This window comes from Alteromonas naphthalenivorans (assembly GCF_000213655.1).
GTDB lineage: Bacteria > Pseudomonadota > Gammaproteobacteria > Enterobacterales > Alteromonadaceae > Alteromonas > Alteromonas naphthalenivorans.
Window position 1 is genome coordinate 202,696 of record NC_015554.1, and the last position, 18,571, is coordinate 221,266.

The following is an 18,571-nucleotide window of genomic DNA, read 5'->3' on the forward strand; positions in this document are numbered from 1 at the left end:
TTACTCAGGGGCTGTAGTTGACTCGGCTTCTGAGATGATAGGTAGCGCTATTGTAACCACTGTACCTTTGCCCACTTTGCTATTGACTGAAATTTTTCCTTTGTGCTTTTCTACAATGGTATAGGCGGTGGACAAGCCTAACCCTTGGCCTTGACCTTCAGGGCGGGTAGTAAAAAAAGGTTCGAAGACTCTTTTCATATTTTTTTGCTCAATACCTTCACCGCTGTCGAGTACCTTAATTGTGACGTTCTCGTTATTTTTTAATAGTGTTAACTTAACGTAGCCTTTGTCTGGAATAGCCTGGGCGGCATTGAGTAATATGTTCATTAAGGCTTGTTTTATCATCCCTGGGTTTGCCGTTATTTCTATCTTTTCGTCGGGAGATTCCACCTTATAGTGGTGAGAAGCATATTGGGTAGATACCAACTTGATGGTTTGCGTGGCGACGTCGTTTAAATCTACAACCTGACTGCCTTGTGTGCTGTCGAGGGAAAATTGTTTTAGATTATCGACAATATCTTTAACTCGATTTAAGCCAGCTTTTGATTCTTCAAGCAACTCTTCAATGTCGTCTTTTATCAAATCATAGTGTTGTGCTTCGAAAAGGTTTTTGATTTGTTCTTTTAGTTCATCGTTGAAATCAGCAACGTGATTTTCTACCCCATCGCAGATGGATATTAAGTTATTGGCATATTGTGACAAGGTGTCTAGGTTTGCGTTGATAAAACCAATAGGGTTATTTATTTCATGCGCAATGCCCGCCGCTAATTGACCCGTTGATGCCATCTTTTCCGCTTGAATGAGTTGAGATTGGGCGGTATCAAGTTTACGAATTAGTTTACGTTGAGCTTCGTGCTCTTCTTTTAGTGCGGCAGATAGCTTTTGTTGGGTACGAAAATAACTGGCCTGCGCGGTAACATCTTGTAAAAAAATGCACGCATATTTTTTCCCAGTACTTTTGTCCTTTACCGGCAATATCTCCATGTTTTGATACATCTGTGTTTCTTCGCCAGTAATCGGCCTACTGCTTTTAAACGGAAATATATGAGGGCGCTGCTCCCAGTAGCTGAAGCTTGGATGCTGCAGAACAAAAACCGATTTTAGTCTTCGCTTTAGAAACTTACCTTGGTCGCTAAAAATTTCGGTAACCGGTGTATCTTTGTACGAAGCGCGATTCTCGTGAGGAAGGCGGTCTTTAAAAAAGTCGTTTAAATAAACCACCAAAAAGTTTTCATCAACGATGCCAATTCCAACCGGAAGTTTTTCAACCAGTTGCTCAAACATTATTCTAGTAGTTCATCTAAGGTATCTTTCATTCTTGTCAGTGAATCGTCATCTAAGCAGAAAACAACGCGCATAGAAAAGGATGAAACAGCGACAGTGAATTGTACTTCCATGACCAAACTATGTTGCCACTTTAGCTCATCGAAGTTTTCTTTGTTAGGGGTAAACAACGTTGGCATATTCAAATTGGTGGTCAGTTCTAATTGGCTTGATAAGCCTGCCAAACATGCGCCTGCGAGAATATTAGACAGCTCAAGTATAATTTCTTCTACATCTTCTTTACTGAGCGGTTCACTGTACTCCATCAGTTTTGCCATCTCGCTCAGTCCAGAACGAGAAAGTACCGACATCACTTCACCTTGAATATCACCTAAAAACGACTGGCGGGTATGAAAGGTATCGTCAGAACCAAACAGCAAGGTGTATAGCTGCGTGGGGGTCACTGAAGTTATTTTAGGGATTGAAATATCAATTTTGGTTTCAATGAGTTGCGCGAGTGAATTTGCTGCTTGGCCCATTGAAATATTGAGCAATTCTTGCAGCGCATCGCGTTGTTCCTCGTCTAATGGTATTACAGCGCTCATAAATACCCCAACTCAAACATAGTCATTGCCAGTTCTTCTTTATCTAACGGTTTTCTAATAAATCGTTTCGCCCCTAAGGACAGTACGATGCGCTGTTTTTCAGGCTGAAAATCTGCACTGATTACAATAACGTTAGGAAAGCATTGTTCACGCTTAGATAAGTATTCCAACACATCCACGCCATCTACGTCTGGCATGGTTAAATCAAGCAACACAAGGTCGAAGGTGTTTTCCGCTAACAAGTCTATGGCTTCTTGGCCATTAGTTGCTTCTACAATATCGTAGTCTAACTCCGGCGGTAACGACTTTTTTACGCTACGGCGTGACAATTTAGAGTCGTCAGTAACTAAAACAGATAGTGCCATCAACAGCCTCCTTTAACCTCTGTTAATACAGTGTGTGCAATTTCTTAGCGCTTGAAAGAAGCTTAGTAGACATACTGAGATTCTAAAACCTAGGTAGGTGTATTTGCGCAAGATACTTTGAGAGTATATGACAAAGAGGGCATTTATGAGCATTATACTTTACGCGTAAATGCTAGTTGATGAGGGGGGGAACAAGAGAGGCGTACAGCCTAACGCGGCTGCACGCATAATATAAAGATGTTTTAACTCAGTTAAGCGTTTTGTTTTTTAGTCATCGTTTCAAGTGCTTGTGGAATGGCATCAACATACCGCTGCACATCTGCGATTTTGCCCATACTTACTCTCGACCAATTAGTATAGGTACGATAAATACCGCGGATGTGAATATCTTTCTCCGCCATCGCGGCTCTAAATAATTCAGCATCTCCTTTACCAAGGTCCACAAAAATAAAGTTAGTACTAGAAGGAAGTGCGGTTAGGCCATTGGCCTTGAGGCCATCCATCACTAAGCCTTTTGCTTCTATAACTTTATCTTTAACAAACGTTAGAAAAGCTTCATCATTGTAAGACGCAATTGCTGCGGCTAAACCTGCTTGATTTAATGTGTAGCCACCCATGCCGTAGCGATTTATCCACTCTGTATTTTCTTCAGAAGCAATCATGTAACCAACACGCATGCCAGCTAACCCGTAAATTTTAGAAAAGGTTCGTGCAACAATAATATTATGCCCGGCTTTTACTAATGGAATCATAGAGTTTGCGGGCGGATCGTCTGTGAGTTCATTATACGCTTCATCAACAAGGACTAACGTCTTTTTAGAAGCCTTGATACAAAACTCGCGAAGCTTGGCAGGGTCTAGAAGGCGTCCGGTTGGGTTGTTAGGGTTGGTGATATGTACCATACCAACGCTGTCATCAATGGCTGCATACATGGCATCCAAATCGATAGCCAAATCTTTCTTGTTAGGTACCCGAACAATCTCAGGAGCACCTTGCTTCTCTGGTGCTTTTGAGGTGGTATCCCAGAAAAGATCGGGGCCTAATATTTTTCCTTTTTTGCTTGCCGCAAGAGCTGCATAAGAAAGGATTGGGCTAGAGCCTGCACTTAATGAAATATTTTTAGGTGTAATTCCGTGGCGTTCCGCAATCATGTCTAGCAACGTCATTGCAGCGGGGTAGGCATAGTATGCGCCACCCTCTGCAGAAGCAGTAGCAATCGCTTTCAATGCTGCCTTACTTGGCCCAAATGGATTTTCATTTGCATTTAGTTTGGCGATACCTGGCTTAGGGCCATAGAGTACTTTGGACATAGCGGGTGTTGCAGCTTGAAGCCCCGCAGACGTAATCAAGCCTGAGGCACCAATGGCAGTAGCGGCAGCACTACCACCCAAAAATAGGCGTCTTGAAACATTATGTGACATTGTTAATTCCTTATCTCAAACATCGTAAGTGTTTATAGGGCCTTGTAAAACATAGCGCTAGAAACAATTACTAAGTAAATTCCAAACATTCGTTTTAATTTTTTCTCGCTGAAGTTATGCGCCATTTTTGCTCCCATTGGAGCAGTGATAATGGCACCGATGCTAATGGCAACTAATGCGGGAATGTTGATATAGCCTATAGTTCCTACGGGCAAAATGGCGGTTTCAGGATGTTTCATAAACAGAAAGCCGATAGCACCTGGAAGACCTATTAGGAAACCAACGCCAGCAGCAGTGGCTACTGCTTGCTGGATTGTGCGTTGACAGATAACCATAGTAATTACCATGGGCGTGCCTCCGCCAATCCCCAGAAGGGCCGAAAAGCCCCCTAGTACAAAAGCGAGTACTGATTTAGCAACACCTTCAGGCATAGACAATGCCACACCAGGGCGAATGACAAATTCTGGGAACAAGAAGTAAATAGAATAAAGTAAAACACCTGCCGCAAAAACGACCGTTAGACCATCGCTACTTGTGCTACTGGCAATATAAATACCGCCTATTACGCCCAATACTATCCAGATGCTCCATGATTTTAGAATATCAAAATCTACAGCGCCTTTTTTATGGTGAGCCATAACTGAGCGGGTACTCGATACCACAATAGAAGCTAAAGAAGTGCCTATTGCAACTTTCACTAGCTCTTGGGATGGGGGCGTAAAAAATGGAAATACGGCTAATAGAGCGGGAACAACAACAAACCCACCGCCATTACCAAAAAGACCAGCAGTAATGCCAGCAATAGCACCTGTAATACAAAGAGTAACAACGAACCAGAGAAGCTCTATTTCCATGAAACTACATCTCCAGCAAATACTTCTAATAACATGAATAGACCTTTAAATTTTACTTATAAAAAGAGGGGGGAAACATAAACACCGGCATTTGCCGGTGTTTATTAATCGTTGATTTTAGAATCTTGCCGCGAGGCGGGTGTAGTAGTAACCACCCTGCCAGTCGACGACTGAGCCTGAGTCATAGACTTGACCACAGCAAGCATCACCATTTATTGTAGGGTCTGGATAGCTATCAAATAGGTTACGTACACCTACTGATAACGTTAGGTTTTCATTGATAAGGTATGACCCTTCAATATCAAACATAAATTCAGAGCCATAGGTTTGAATTGTTTCGGCATCGATTACGGTACCATCATCGCTACCTACATTTTCGTATTCACCGTAGTAACTTAATCGTGCCACCGCAGACCACACATCATAACTATGTGTCACAGAGAACACACCGCGCATTTCTGGCGTTCCATTTTCAAAATCGAATATGTCTTCGGGGTCTAGGAATTCGCTAGGATCTGAGTCGAACGATGTATCGTTATAGTTAATAGACCCTGTAATCATCGTTGAACCGTAGGTCGTTTCCATTTTATAAGTGGCAACGAGGTCTACACCTTCAGTAACCGTATCGAACGCATTTTGGAAGAAGAATACACCCCCAATGGACTCTGCTCCTGAAACGCCCGCACCTGATAGTGCCAAGTAGTTCTGGTAGGCATCATAACCATCAGCGTCTGGGTCAGTGACTACCGTAGTAGACACATCTCGTGTAGATACTGAGTACAGTCTGTCTTCTAGTTTAATGTTGTAGTAATCGGCAGTAAGCGTTAGATCACCAAAGCTAGCGGTTAAACCAAGTGTGAAGTTAGTTGATTTTTCAGGAAGTAGTTCTTCAGCGCCTAATGCTTGCGCTACATCACCGCCCGCTGGGAATAAGCCCGTAGCAACAGGAAAGCCATCAGGCAAGCGAGTCGATACGTTAGTCGTACCTTGCTGACCTGGCGTTGGAGCTCTAAAGCCCGTACCGTATGAACTTCTTACTGCAATTTCATCATTAATTTGGTAAATACCCGCAACCTTATAAACCACCTCAGAACCAAAGTCTGAATAGTCTTCATAACGTATAGCGGCTTGTGCGAATAATTCGTCAGTAATGTCACCAGAAATATCAGTATATACCGCGTAAGAGTCACGGCTATACGTACCTGAGTAGTCAGGTGAATAACCAGGGAAACCATTTGAGCCTACACCCACCACGGTATAAACCGCATCATCACTGTCAGCACAATTTAGCGTTGAACCGGTACCTATGACGGCTAAACCAGCTGCACTAGCTGCATCTCCGTCACAGAAGCCCCAAGGATCAGAGGTTGCGTAAGGCCCTGCAAAGTAAGAATCTACTCCGCCTTCTGAAATTTCATAAGACTCGTCAAGATAGCTTGCCCCGAAGGCCAAAATATATTCGTTAAAATCGTAAGTGAAATCGGCCTGAATTTGCGTTTCTTCGTTAGTTAGGTCACCGGGCTTAAATGATGTCGGTGACTCATTACCCATAGAGGGGTTAATCGTATTGGCAAGCGTATATGAAATATCGTTATATCCGTAACGACCACTTATGTCATAGCCTAAGTCGCCAGACATTCCTTTAATACCACCAACAAAAGAGTAGTCGGTTACATCGCCAGAAAAGCGCGGCGTAAAGCCACCTGGGAAAAATTCAGTAGGGCTCCATATAGAACCATCTTCTAGCCGAATATCTTCAATAGTGCGGTTACCCGGGTAACGATAATAGAAGTTACCGCTACCTTCACTTTCAGAGTAGTTACCAAACGCGTAAAGCTCCATTTCAGCCGTTAATGCATAGCCAGCATTGAAAAAGATACGAGTACCACTAGTATCTGGCTGTCCCCAAGGCTGAACTACATCTGAATCATGCACTGAGCTAGCCATTGCGGCGGCATCTGCAATGTATTGTTCTGATTGTTCATCTACACAAAACCAATCTTCGCAGTATTGCTCGCCGCGAAAGGTGGCTTCGCTGTCTGAATATTCTGCTGAAATACTTAAAAAACCATCATCACCTAACGCAAAACCTTTGTTACCTGTAATGGTAATTTGGTCGCCGTCACCTTCAAAATAGCTACCGTAGTCAGCGGTGAAAGACCCACCTTCAGTGTTCTCTTTTAACTGAAAGTTAATAACACCAGCAATAGCGTCAGAGCCATACTGGGCGGCTGCACCATCGCGTAATACTTCTACACTGCCAATCGCAGCGGTAGGAATAGTCGCGATATCAGGCCCTTGTGTACCAGAACCCCCAATAGATACCAACGCTGCTCTGTGACGGCGTTTTGAGTTAACTAGCACCAAAGTTTTATCTGTGGGCATACCACGTAGCGTTGCAGGACGAATGAAAGTACCACCATCAGAAATGGGCTGTCGGCCTACTGAATAAGATGGAACCAAAGTCATTAGTACGTTGTTCATGTCGGTGAAGGCTACTGCTTCAATATCTTCAGCACTTAATACATCAACAGGTACAGGAGAGCTAGTTACTGAGCGAGGTGCACCACGTGCACCAACAACAGCAATTTTTTCAACATTTTGAGTATCTACTGCGGTTTCTTCAGCTTCTTGCGCTAGCGCGAGTGGTGCTGCCAAAGATAGAGAGATTCCAGTGAACGCTAGTGCAATTGCATTATGTATCTTGTTTTTTCTCATGTGTGTTCCCTAAAACGAGCCGTTATGAGTTGTTATTCTTCACTTGGAGCAGGGACTAATGCCGCCCACGTTTGGCATAACAAGCACCACCTTGATGCATCCTGCATCTTATAAATGTTTTGTGTGGTTACCTGTATTGACACTCAGGCTAAAAATTCTTTTAAAATCGCGAAAGAAAAAAGAATATTGAGGGGTATAAGAAAAGTATTGAGGCTGTATTTAACTATCTGATTCTAATGTCTTTAATTGTTCTAGCTTAGTATGAAAAAAATAAATGCAACTTTGAGATTAACGTAATTTTTACAAGTGTGAGGGCAGCTTTACTAGTCGATGGCATGTAACTTGCTGATTTTAATCTTAATAAAGCGACCTGTGCTTTATGGCAACGTGTTAAAAACTGTCATATTCGGGAAATTAGACTTTGAACTCTAAGCAACTTCAGTATTTTTTAACCACAGTACACAAAGGCAGTATTGCAGGTGCAGCACGTGAGCTTGATATCGCTCAACCTGCCATTAGTCAGCAATTAGCAAGCCTCGAAAGAGAGATGGGGGCGCAGTTGCTAAGTCGAACCTTCTCTGGGGTAACGTTAACCCCAGCGGGCGATTTGTTTCTCACCCACGCCACCAGGCTCATGGATGATATCAATAACGCTAAATCTGAACTGCGAGAGTTAGTGGGGAAAACGGCGGGTACTGTAAAAGTGGGTATGCTTCCGTCTATCGGCAATGTACTTTCCATGCCGCTTATTGCAGAAGTAAAGCAAAACCACCCAAAACTAAAATTGGAAATAAGTACTGGCCCTTCGTATTCAGTAAAGGGGTGGTTAGAAGGGCGGCAAGTCGATATTGCATTAACCTACGAGCAAGACGTTGACCCAAGGTTTATGACGGTTTCACCGGTTATTCGTGAAAACTTGCACTTGGTAATGGCTAATCAAGCAACATCCAGTGAGTACAGCCACCTTGCGGGCAGAGAAAGTATCCCGTTTTGGGCGTTGAGCCAATTCCCTCTATTATCGCCTGGCAATAAAGACGCATTAGGCAAGCTTATCGAACATTATGAAAAAGCGACGGGTGTCAATTTGCAGCATAATTTAGCCTATTCGGGGCAGTTGATGACAGGGTTGCGACAAGTTATGCAAGGAGAAGGGGTAATGATACTACCAACATCGGCCATTTTTCATCTTGAAGAATCGGGCTTGGTTTCTACGTTAAAAATAGTTGAGCCGGAAATGCAGCGATTGGTGCTAGCTGCGACTAACAAAACGAGCCCGTTAAACGAAGCCGTCTTAAAAATGCTTAAAGTGATAAAACAAGTTGTCGCCAGTGAGCAGGCGCTGCAACACTGGCGAGGCTCCTTAGCGTTTACTGATCAGTCAGAAATGAAAGGCGTATTGGCTTCTGGAAGTCTAATGTCGAGTTGAACTGGCAGGTGGTCAGAAAAGACGCTCGCCTTTTTTGATGTCAGCTTTTTGCATTCTGAAACCGTGATGTCGTCACTTACCCACACACGATCTAAAGAGAAAATTGGAAATTGACTCGGGAAGGTAGCGCCTACCTTATGTTGATTCAAAAGCTTGTTCAACGAGGTGAAAGCCCGTGAAAAGAATTGCCACTCATTGAAGTCTCCCGCCAATACCAATGGCATGGGATGGGCTTGCATCCTTTGCTCAAGATAATCATGCAACAATGCGAATTGCGAGCGGCGCTCTAATCGCTTAAGTCCTTTATGGGTGTTAACGACAGTAAGGGGTCCTTTGTCAGTTTGTAACACTACCACTTGCACATTTCTGGGCTGTCGCCCCTGCTGGCTTACGTCAAAGGTTTCTTGTTCAATAACGTTGAAGCGCGACAATATAGCGTTGCCATACCATCCGCTTGGCTCATGCAGGGCAGGGGCAGACACCAAGTTGTAGACATTTTTAGCACAAATATCTTCAATATCTCGCTCAATCGCACGCTCGGATGGGCGTGTATCCATCTCTTGTAAAAGTACAATATCGGCACCCGATTCAGCTAGAAATTGCCCAATTCGGTGATAATTTTGTAACTTGTCCCTGCCTAGCCCACTATGAATGTTGTAACTAATTATGCGGCACATTCTTTACTTTCCGATGCACGTTTTTGACGAGATTCTTGATAATAGCGAGCGAACTTTTGAGAGCCCCAAATCATTAAGCCCCAAAGCACAATACCGCCTACTAAATAGCTAATGGTTTCAACCGACGGGTTGCGGAAGATTTGAGTTATAGAGTCACCTACCAATCCTTTCGCAATCATTGGGGGGAACATGCCAAAGAAAGTACCGATCAGAAACTGTAATAAACCAATTGATGAAATACCTGCAACTAAGTTTACTAAGCTAAAGGGGGCAATAGGCAACATTCTAATGGCAGCAACACCCACTATTCCACTTTGTTTCAGTTTCTCATCCAATGCTTCTACTTTCGGTCCACCCACCTTCCGAAGGCCAGCGTCACCAGAAAGTTTACCGATAGCAAATAAAATAGCAGAGCTTAGCAGGGCACCCATGATGCCGTATATTGGCCCCCAAATAGGGCCGAAGATAGCGGCAACCGCTAATGACAATACGGTAACGGGGAAGAAGAGTATGCCTCCCACTACATAAACCAATAATACCGTAGGCAGTGCAAAGTAAGTGCCTCTGCTCTTTTCAAGGAACGCATTAATACTCTCACCACTTAACCACGAAATGGATTGGCTCGCCCAGAACATCAGGCCACCGAGCACAGCAATAACGGCTAGCCCCAACATGATCATAATAGTTCTACGTCTTGGGTTACGCGCGGGTAGCGCCCCACCATCAAAAGAAGGCATAGAAATTAAAGGCTCCTCTGGATCTGATAAAGAACGAAATACATTATTCACTGACTGCGTAGTGAAAACTTCATCACGAACTTCGGTTAATACATATCCGTGTGCAATTTGCCCATGGATTAATGCTTCAACAGGATATTCTTCTGCAAACAGTGCAGGCATATCTGAGATATCTCTACCGGTATGCTCAGCAAGTAAATCGTTACGAACATTCAAAATTGCCGCTCGGTTTAGCTCGCTGTTGCCGCTAAGCACAACGTCAATTTCTGTATCTAGTGTCATAGAACGGTTACTTAGGTTAGACGATCCTATCACTAAGTATTTGTCGTCAACGGTCATTACCTTAGAATGTATGCGCTTGTAGGCTTTTCTGCCTTGTAAGTCTTCGCACGACGAGTAAGTCAACTTTACTCTTTTAGGGTCGATGTCTTTTTCAAGAATAGATTTAAATTCTATGCGACTTGCCCAAAAGGCTTCACATTCGAATTTACCTTTAGGCTCGTAAGAACTGACAATAATGACGTGTAAGTCAGGACGTGCCTTCATACGTTTGTTCAACGCTTCGGCAATTTCCTGACGAGTAGTAAATTGATTCTCAATGTAGATAAGCGACTCGGCTTGACCGATTAAATCAAGTAGCATGGTGCGTACTTCTTGCGCTGGCTCAACTTCGTCCATAAACGGAATTGTTCTAGCTAGCGCACAGTCGACTTCTTCAAAGATGGGCGGAAAACCTTCAGGCCACGTGTCGGGAATAGGACCATCTACAGACGTATCGGCTTGGGCGCGAATCTCTACCGGTTCACTTTCGGCAACCCGCAACCACCTCCAACGAACCAGTTTAGAAAAATCAGCCACTACTGGACCGGAAGATACCATTTGCACATCGTGTAGCGGAGGGTACTCACCGTCGGGCCCATCTCGTTCTTCAGATACTACGGGGTGGTCACGGGTGTCCCAGCGATTCGTTGAAATATCCATGCCACCAGAGAAAACCAGCTCATCATCAATCACGATAATTTTTTGGTGCTGACTGCCGCCCATAGGGATGGTGTCATCAAGCTCGGTTTGCACGTTATCTGGGGTTTTTTCTTCCCACACTTCTTTTGCCCACATTTCTCGTTTAGAGAAAAATGCGAGAGAAGAATCCCAGCGTAGCAGGTAAATGTTTAAGTCGGGGTTATTTTCTGCTTTCCATGCAAGTAAATCACTGACAACACTCGGGGCTTCACTGTTTGCTTCGTCATCACCTCTTAAAAGGCGTATCCGGCTATCAATGTCCCACCCAATGATAAAAATACTGTGTTTGGCTTTTACAATAGCGCTGTGTAGCGCTTTGTAATAGTTACCACAATCTATGAGTGGCGCAACAAAATTTGCTTTGCTGCTAACCCAACAGTTTTCACCTGGTTTGAATATATTATTGTTATCAACCATGTTGTCTCCCGAAATCGCTTCCGTGTAATAAAGTAAATATACAAAGAAGTTGCAGGAAACGTTCCGGATCAAAGTAGTGTTAGGTTTGGACCCTAACTTACTAATAAATCATGTTTTTAAGGCTGTTTGAGTGAAGAGTTTTCATTTGGTCGGAACCGGAGAATGTAACTTTTTCATAGGAAGAGGGTAATTGAGGCGTAATGGAAAATTGAAGATAAGCGCGATAATTCAGCGCAAAACTTACAGTGTGGCCGTTTTAAATGGTGACAGCATGTAGACTAAACTAGTACCGTCATGTCGTTTTATGCTGTATTCATCGAACGGCTCTCCTTGTTGCCACGAGAATACGATATCTGAGGAAGGCGCAATCCCGATACTGGCAGTAAACATGGGCGCGCTGTCTAGCGTTTGGACATTTTTGGAAAATACTTGTTTTACCAATCTATCAGCAACCACATGAACCGAGTCAATAGTGACACCGCTTAGCATAATCGCAAACTTACTTTCGCTTATTTGCCCCGCTATATCATTTGAACGGGTAAAATGAATAAGAGACTGCCCCACTTGAGAACTGGCGCTTTCACCGGCACTCGCGCCGTAGTTATCTATCACGTCTTGGTAGCCATCTATTTCAACTAGCAACAGTACATTTTCATGTTTGTTAGTTTGTTGAAGCTTTTTAATGGATTGTTGAATAAAGTCGTCACGTTTTAGTAAAACCGCACCAGAGCCTCTAAGCGGACGATGATAAAGTGATTGAGATTTTGGCTCTGTGCTACATCGCGTCAACGATAAAACGATTAATGCAGCGGTTATCACCATCAGCACAGAGGTGAGCTTGTACAGCAACGACAAGTCATCCATACCACCGGTAATTGAATTTACCACCGATACCGTGCCATGTAAGAAAAGTGAAAAAGACGAAATAAGCAGCAAATGGCGGAGCAAGGCACGCTTTTCCTCTTTTACTCTATTATCATTGTAAAGCACGCCCTCACTTAACAGCACAAGTGCAGCACAAAAAAACATAGCCACAGATTCGGCCAGCGCAGGCATTGACCACAATACACAAATTCCACTAACTCCTACCCCTAGGACAGGAAGTGCATGGCGGTTAAGTTTGTAGTCTTTGTGTTTTTGTAGCGATTCCAACCCCAAAAAGACCTGATAGAAACCGACTACAAGAGCTATAAGCCCCAAAATGAAATATGAAGAAGGGAGTGCATATAGGGTATCGCTAAGACGTGAAATTAAACTACCGCAAAGCAAGCCACTGGCAATTGACCAGTAGCGAAATATTGTTTTTTTCTGATAAACCGTTTTTATCGTGAAGTAGCCGCAAAGTGCCGCACATACCGCGATAGAAACAATAATGCAGGTGGCTAGAAAAAAGTACAACACTCAGCCCTTAAGATTAATTCGAGGCAGGATTATACCAAAGTATAAAGAGTGCAATAGGGCACTCATCCTAAGGCTGGTATCGTAAACTAGATAAAGTTATTAAATTATATACTTTATTATGGCTATTCTATCGTTGCAGTTTTGCCCTTATTCACTTTCATCCTTCTTTCGCCTCGTTAGCTTTATTAGGGTCTCGAGTACTATCACAGGTATTAAACATATCTTGTGCTTCAGTATCTTGTGCTAATACTTGGGTGAGGTCATCCATCCGCTGTTTAATTGCGACGCCATAAGAGTGGTCATCACCCCACAATTCAGCAAGTAGGTTCATGGATTCAACATCATGTTCTCTAAATAGCCTTCCTGCGCGTTCGGCATCGATATCATCGTTCCTCAATAATTTTAATGATTCAACCGCGAGTACCAATGCAGAGTCGAAAGTTTCTCGGTTAAAGGTGCCGACTTTCATACGAATAAGTTCATAAGCATGGCGCCTGTCCCTAGCCCGTACCGCTAACTTCAAATTTGGGTAATGCTTACGAGCAATGTCGATAATTTCGATTGTTTTGTGCGGGTCATCTATGGCAATAACAAGCAGGTCGGCAGAATTTGCCCCTGCCGCTTCTAATAATTCTTTTCTGGCGGCGTCGCCGTAGAAGACTTTGTTACCGAAGCGTCTCAACAAGTCGATTTGGCTAGGGCTGTGATCAAGTACGCTTACTTCATAACCTTGGGCCTTTAACAGTCGTCCAATAACTTGCCCAAATCTACCGTAGCCCGCAATAATCACATGTCGAGAAGCCTCTATTTCCTCAGGCTTATCAAATGCAGGTGCTGATGACTTTTGAAATTTCTGTGCACGGTCGTAAACCATTAATAGTAATGGGGTAATAACCATGGAAAGTGCCACGACTAAGGTAACAATATTGGCTTCCTGAGAACTTAAAATACTCAACTCTCGAGATAGTGAAAGTAGCACGAAGGCAAATTCCCCACCTTGTGCTAGGGCTAAAGTGAACAATAGTCGCTGACGAGAATTAATCGAAAAGAGATGGGCTAAGCCATAAAGCACTAAACCTTTAATAGCCACAAGACCAACAACCAGCAGTAATATAAGTAAACTGTTCTCAGCTAATAATCCGAAATCAATCGATGCGCCAACGGTAACGAAAAATAGCCCTAGTAACAGCCCTTTGAAGGGCTCAATATCAGCTTCAAGTTCATGTCTAAATTCACTCTCTGCAAGCACCACGCCCGCCAAGAAGGTGCCTAATGCTGGGGAAAGGCCGACGGTCTGCATCAGTAGTGCTATTGCAATCACTAAGAATAGCGCGAAAACCGTGAATATTTCTCGCATATGAGTTTGGGAGATGTACCTGAATATGGGGGTGGAAATGTATTTGCCCGCCAGAATAATGGTAACAATCACGGCAATAGAAATACCCACTTTACCCATGGCAGACCAATCCGATACCAGTGAGTGGTTAGACCCATCAACGGCACTAGCGGGAAGGAATGAAAGTAGCGGCATAAGTGCCAATATAGGAATAACGGCGATGTCTTGAAATAAAAGAACCGAGAAACTATTTTGGCCGGCGTCTAATTTTAACCAGCCTTTTTCTTCCAGAGATTGGATAACAATAGCGGTTGAAGAGAGCGCTAGCATCAAGCCAATTGCCAATGCGCTTTGCCAAGCAAGCCCCAATCCATAATAGGTGATGGCAAAAATAGCCCCGGTCGAGAGCAACACTTGTAGTCCTCCTAGCCCCACGATTGAATGCCTTAAGGTCCATAATCGGGAAGGTTGCAACTCAAGCCCAATAAGAAACAGCATCATCACTACCCCAAACTCAGCGAAGTGCATCACTTCGGTTTGGTCGCCCACTAGCGATAAAACAAATGGACCAATTAAAATCCCAGCAATGAGATAGCCTAGCACTGAGCCCAAACCCAATCGTTTAGCAATAGGTACAGCGATTAGCGCAGCACCAAGGTAGATAAGAGCAAGTGTTAGCATGAGGTCTACTGCCGTCTTTTCGTTTATAGGAATGAATTATGCTATCTCAAAAACATGTCGTTAGCTTGACATTCATTAACCTGTTTTGGAGGTAACTGTTTTTAGTAAGGGATGTAAATAAAAATGCGGCGCTGTAAAGCGCCGCATTTAGGGGGAACTCAATTAACTTTGGTATTTAGAATCGATATTCAACACCGATGCTTGCCTGCTTTAAATCTGTCTCAAAGTTAGTATCGTCGATATCATCTACGGCTTCTTCTGCATCTAGCTCGGCGTCATACACTGTGTATTCGGCGTTAACCAAAAAGTTTTTTGTGATGGCATAACTTAAGCCTGCGCCAACGAAAAGACTTTCGTCGTCATAGTCACTAGAAACACCGCCTAGGTTATATTCTGTTTCTGACCACAACTGTCCCGCTTTAGCGTACAGTGAAAAACGGTCTGTTATTGGAAGAGTTCCTTTAATCGCCGCCGTGTACCCATCGGTATCTCCGCCAGCAATGTCGTTGCCATAGTCACCGAAGTCGATAAAACTACCTTCTACCGCAACCCATTCGTTGAACTTATAACCGACAAGTCCTTGCCATACATCTTTGTCGTCATCAAAATCGTCTTCACCTTCTACGCGAAGGTATCCGTAGTTACCACCAACATAGAAACCACTTTCGTCGAGAGAGTAGTCGTTTGACTGAGCAAAACTACCGAATGATGTAAGTGCTGCAATACCAGCAAGTGCTGTAAGTGTGTTTTTCATAATGACATCCTCGTTTTAATTTCCAACGTTCCATTAGCTTCCGATAAAGGAAGATCCACGTGAAGATGAAATGCTTCACGTTTGATAACACTGACTATTCAATCGGCGTGCCAGCGTAAAATTGTCTTAAACGAGGGAAATATTGGGAAAGAGTTTCACGGTCTTACTCAGTTTTATGTTCAAGTTGAGTAAGTTTTAGCCGCCGATTAAAAGTTGTACGGCATAACTTTCTTGGGGTATGAAAAGAGTACACGGCTTCTGAAATGCGTAAACACGTTTTTCAGGTTGATTGAGTCAACGTTTTTAAATATCTGTTTTTAGAACGAATGCCTTAATCAGTATTTCCTATCGGGTTAATTCAATTTTTTAACTGTCCTTTAAGCGAACCGATAACTACATTAACTATGTGAATTAATTGTTAACTGCAAATTGTGGCGGGTGGGCGAACTACAAAACGCATACATTTGCAGATGTATACACATAATAAATGGAACAACAATATGAAAATTACCAGGGTACGCAAGGCTACATTAGCAGGCTTGATTTCATTGGCACTAGGTACGTCGCATTCATTTGCTAACAATGAAATTAGCAAACCAGCCGGCGCAAAAGGGTCTGGCATGGTTCAGCCTTTTCAGGCTAGAACGAATAATTTTTGGTGGCCAGAACAATTAAACCTATCTCAACTTCGTGATCACGACAGCCGCTCAAACCCGCTAGGCGATGACTTTGACTACGCAAAAGCATTCTCTTCACTCGATTTAGACCAAGTTAAAGCGGATGTGAATGAATTGCTGACGACCTCTCAAGATTGGTGGCCTGCAGATTATGGAAACTATGGTCCATTCTTTATCCGACTTTCATGGCATAGTGCGGGGACATATCGTACGTTAGATGGTCGAGGCGGGGGCGATGGTGGCCAAATGCGTTTCGACCCGCTCAATAGCTGGCCTGATAATGCAAGCCTAGATAAAGCGCGCCGATTGCTTTGGCCAATAAAGCAAAAGTACGGGAAAGCATTATCTTGGGGTGACCTTATGATACTTGCCGGCACGGTAGGTATGGAAAACATGGGTTTTGATACCTATGGTTATGCGGGTGGTCGTACCGACGACTGGGAACCTGATATGGTTTATTGGGGACCTGAAGTAGAAATGCTGGCTAGCGATCGAGAAGAAAAGGGCGGAGAGTTGCAACGCCCATTAGGCGCGACGCACATGGGTTTAATTTACGTTAATCCGGAAGGGCCTAAAGGTGTGCCTGATCCTTTGGGTTCAGCGAAGAACATTCGCACCGCATTTAATCGCATGGCCATGAATGATGAAGAAACAGTGGCGCTTATCGCTGGCGGTCATACATTTGGCAAAATGCATGGCGCTCACAAGCCTGCAGACTGTTTAGAAGCAGAACCTGGTGGTGCAGGTGTGGAAGAACAAGGCCTTGGTTGGAAGAACAACTGTGGCAAAGGACATTCTGAAGACACAGTGACTAGTGGTTTAGAAGGTGCTTGGACCCAACTTCCTACCCGTTGGACCAGTTTATATCTGCAAAACTTGCTTGGTTTTGAGTGGGAACAAACTCGCAGCCCGGCAGGCGCTATTCAATGGATACCAACTGATGAGTCTGCGCAAACAGCAGTGCCAGACGCTCATGTAGAAGGGAAGCGACATGCTCCGGTTATGACAACGGCCGATCTCGCGCTTAAGTATGACCCAGAATATCGTAAGATAGCAGAACGCTTCCTTGCTGATCCAAAAGAATATCAAACCGCCTTTGCTAAGGCTTGGTTCAAGCTAACCCACCGCGATATGGGCCCTAAAGCACGTTATCTTGGTAACGATATTCCTGAAGAAAATTTTGTATGGCAAGACCCAGTAACCATTACTGATCACAAGCTAGTTAGTGATGGCGACGCGAAAAAGTTAAAAGCAACTATTTTAGATTCGGGGCTTAGCGTACAACAGTTAGTTAAAACAGCCTGGGGCTCGGCGGCAAGTTTTCGAGCATCTGACTACCGAGGTGGCGCAAATGGTGCTCGTATTGCACTTGCACCACAAATGGATTGGTCGGTAAATGAACCTGAAACCGTTAAAGCTGTGATCGCTAAATTAAAAGAAATTCAAAAAGACTTTAATGGCGGTAAGTCATCAAGTCCTAAAATTTCGTTGGCTGACCTCATTGTATTAGCAGGTGGGGCGGCTATTGAAAAAGCGGCTGCCGATGCAGGCGTTGAAATTTCGGTACCGTTCGTACCAGGGCGAGGTGATGCAACCCAAGCGCAAACTGATGTGAACTCGTTCTCACTGTTAGAGCCAACGGCTGATGCATTCCGCAACTACTACAATGCAGATACTAGCTATCGTTCACCTGCAGAAATGCTGGTAGATAAAGCAGACCAACTTAACTTAACCGTTCCAGAAATGACGGTACTAATTGGTGGTATGCGTTCGTTAGGTGCGAATAACGGCAATAGCACTCACGGTGTTTTCACTAATAAGGTAGGTGCGCTCAACAATGATTTCTTTACCACATTGCTTGATATGAATGTGAAGTGGAGAAAAACAGACGACGCCGCTGTTTATGAGGGCATAAACCGTAAAACGGGTGAGGTACTCTACTCGGCTACACCTGTTGATTTAGTATTTGGTTCAAATAGTGAATTGCGTGCAGTGTCTGAAGTTTACGCTTACGACAACGCGAAAACTAAATTTGTAGAGGATTTTGTAGATGCGTGGATAAAAGTGATGACCCTTGATCGCTTCGATTTACGTCATGACTTAAGCAGCCCTTTAAATCAGTAAAGTTAAAGGCTCATTTACTTAATAGAAACGCGGGCATTATTGAAGTGCCCGCGTTTTTTACATTGAAGAAATAAAAGGAAACATTGAAAGGCGTT

Annotated in this window: 13 protein-coding genes; 2 read left to right on the top strand and 11 right to left on the bottom strand. The window is 43.7% G+C overall.

The window, feature by feature from the left end; all coding sequences use genetic code 11:
* The 6 genes from AMBT_RS00875 to AMBT_RS00900 form a co-directional block, all read right to left on the bottom strand.
* Positions 1-1,284, bottom strand: coding sequence for a sensor histidine kinase (locus AMBT_RS00875; protein WP_013782667.1), 1,284 nt, complete (start codon positions 1,282-1,284; stop codon positions 1-3).
* Positions 1,284-1,868 carry a chemotaxis protein CheX gene (locus AMBT_RS00880; protein ID WP_013782668.1) on the bottom strand — a complete coding sequence of 195 codons (585 nt, stop codon included), beginning with the start codon at positions 1,866-1,868 and terminating at the stop codon, positions 1,284-1,286. The genes AMBT_RS00875 and AMBT_RS00880 overlap by 1 nt, the downstream gene beginning before the upstream one ends.
* Positions 1,865-2,233 (bottom strand): response regulator, encoded by a 369-nt coding sequence (locus AMBT_RS00885; protein ID WP_013782669.1) that lies wholly within the window; start codon positions 2,231-2,233, stop codon positions 1,865-1,867. The genes AMBT_RS00880 and AMBT_RS00885 overlap by 4 nt, the downstream gene beginning before the upstream one ends.
* A gap of 251 nt (positions 2,234-2,484) precedes the next feature.
* Positions 2,485-3,654: a pyridoxal phosphate-dependent aminotransferase gene (locus AMBT_RS00890; RefSeq protein ID WP_013782670.1), complete on the bottom strand. Its 1,170-nt coding sequence runs from the start codon at positions 3,652-3,654 to the stop codon at positions 2,485-2,487.
* Positions 3,655-3,686: 32 nt separating this feature from the next.
* Entirely contained in the window at positions 3,687-4,508 is an 822-nt protein-coding gene (locus AMBT_RS00895; RefSeq protein WP_013782671.1) for a sulfite exporter TauE/SafE family protein, read from the bottom strand.
* Between the two features lie 117 nt (positions 4,509-4,625).
* Positions 4,626-7,226 carry a TonB-dependent receptor plug domain-containing protein gene (locus AMBT_RS00900; protein WP_013782672.1) on the bottom strand — a complete coding sequence of 867 codons (2,601 nt, stop codon included), beginning with the start codon at positions 7,224-7,226 and terminating at the stop codon, positions 4,626-4,628.
* Between the two features lie 421 nt (positions 7,227-7,647).
* Between AMBT_RS00900 and AMBT_RS00905 the strand changes: the two genes are divergently transcribed.
* Complete coding sequence (locus AMBT_RS00905; protein ID WP_013782673.1) at positions 7,648-8,652, top strand: LysR family transcriptional regulator; 1,005 nt, start codon at positions 7,648-7,650, stop codon at positions 8,650-8,652.
* On the opposite strand, the gene AMBT_RS00910 is transcribed toward AMBT_RS00905, so the two are convergent.
* The 5 genes from AMBT_RS00910 to AMBT_RS00930 all read right to left on the bottom strand — a co-directional run bounded on the left by AMBT_RS00910 (position 8,601) and on the right by AMBT_RS00930 (position 15,675).
* Positions 8,601-9,329, bottom strand: a complete 729-nt coding sequence (locus AMBT_RS00910; RefSeq protein WP_013782674.1) for an endonuclease/exonuclease/phosphatase family protein — start codon at positions 9,327-9,329, stop codon at positions 8,601-8,603. The genes AMBT_RS00905 and AMBT_RS00910 overlap by 52 nt on opposite strands.
* Positions 9,317-11,503: a VTT domain-containing protein gene (locus AMBT_RS00915; protein ID WP_013782675.1), complete on the bottom strand. Its 2,187-nt coding sequence runs from the start codon at positions 11,501-11,503 to the stop codon at positions 9,317-9,319. The genes AMBT_RS00910 and AMBT_RS00915 overlap by 13 nt, the downstream gene beginning before the upstream one ends.
* Before the next feature lie 240 nt (positions 11,504-11,743).
* Positions 11,744-12,904 carry a GGDEF domain-containing protein gene (locus AMBT_RS00920; protein ID WP_041452455.1) on the bottom strand — a complete coding sequence of 387 codons (1,161 nt, stop codon included), beginning with the start codon at positions 12,902-12,904 and terminating at the stop codon, positions 11,744-11,746.
* Positions 12,905-13,061: 157 nt separating this feature from the next.
* A complete protein-coding gene (locus AMBT_RS00925; RefSeq protein ID WP_013782677.1) occupies positions 13,062-14,921 on the bottom strand; it encodes a monovalent cation:proton antiporter-2 (CPA2) family protein in 1,860 nt (619 codons plus the stop codon).
* Between the two features lie 175 nt (positions 14,922-15,096).
* Positions 15,097-15,675 (bottom strand): porin family protein, encoded by a 579-nt coding sequence (locus AMBT_RS00930; protein ID WP_013782678.1) that lies wholly within the window; start codon positions 15,673-15,675, stop codon positions 15,097-15,099.
* A 500-nt stretch (positions 15,676-16,175) separates the two neighbouring features.
* On the opposite strand from AMBT_RS00930, the gene katG reads away from it, so the two are divergent.
* The gene (gene katG / locus AMBT_RS00935) at positions 16,176-18,476 is read left to right on the top strand and encodes a catalase/peroxidase HPI (protein ID WP_013782679.1); all 2,301 of its coding nucleotides are present in this window, start codon (positions 16,176-16,178) and stop codon (positions 18,474-18,476) included.
* Positions 18,477-18,571: the final 95 nt, after the last annotated feature.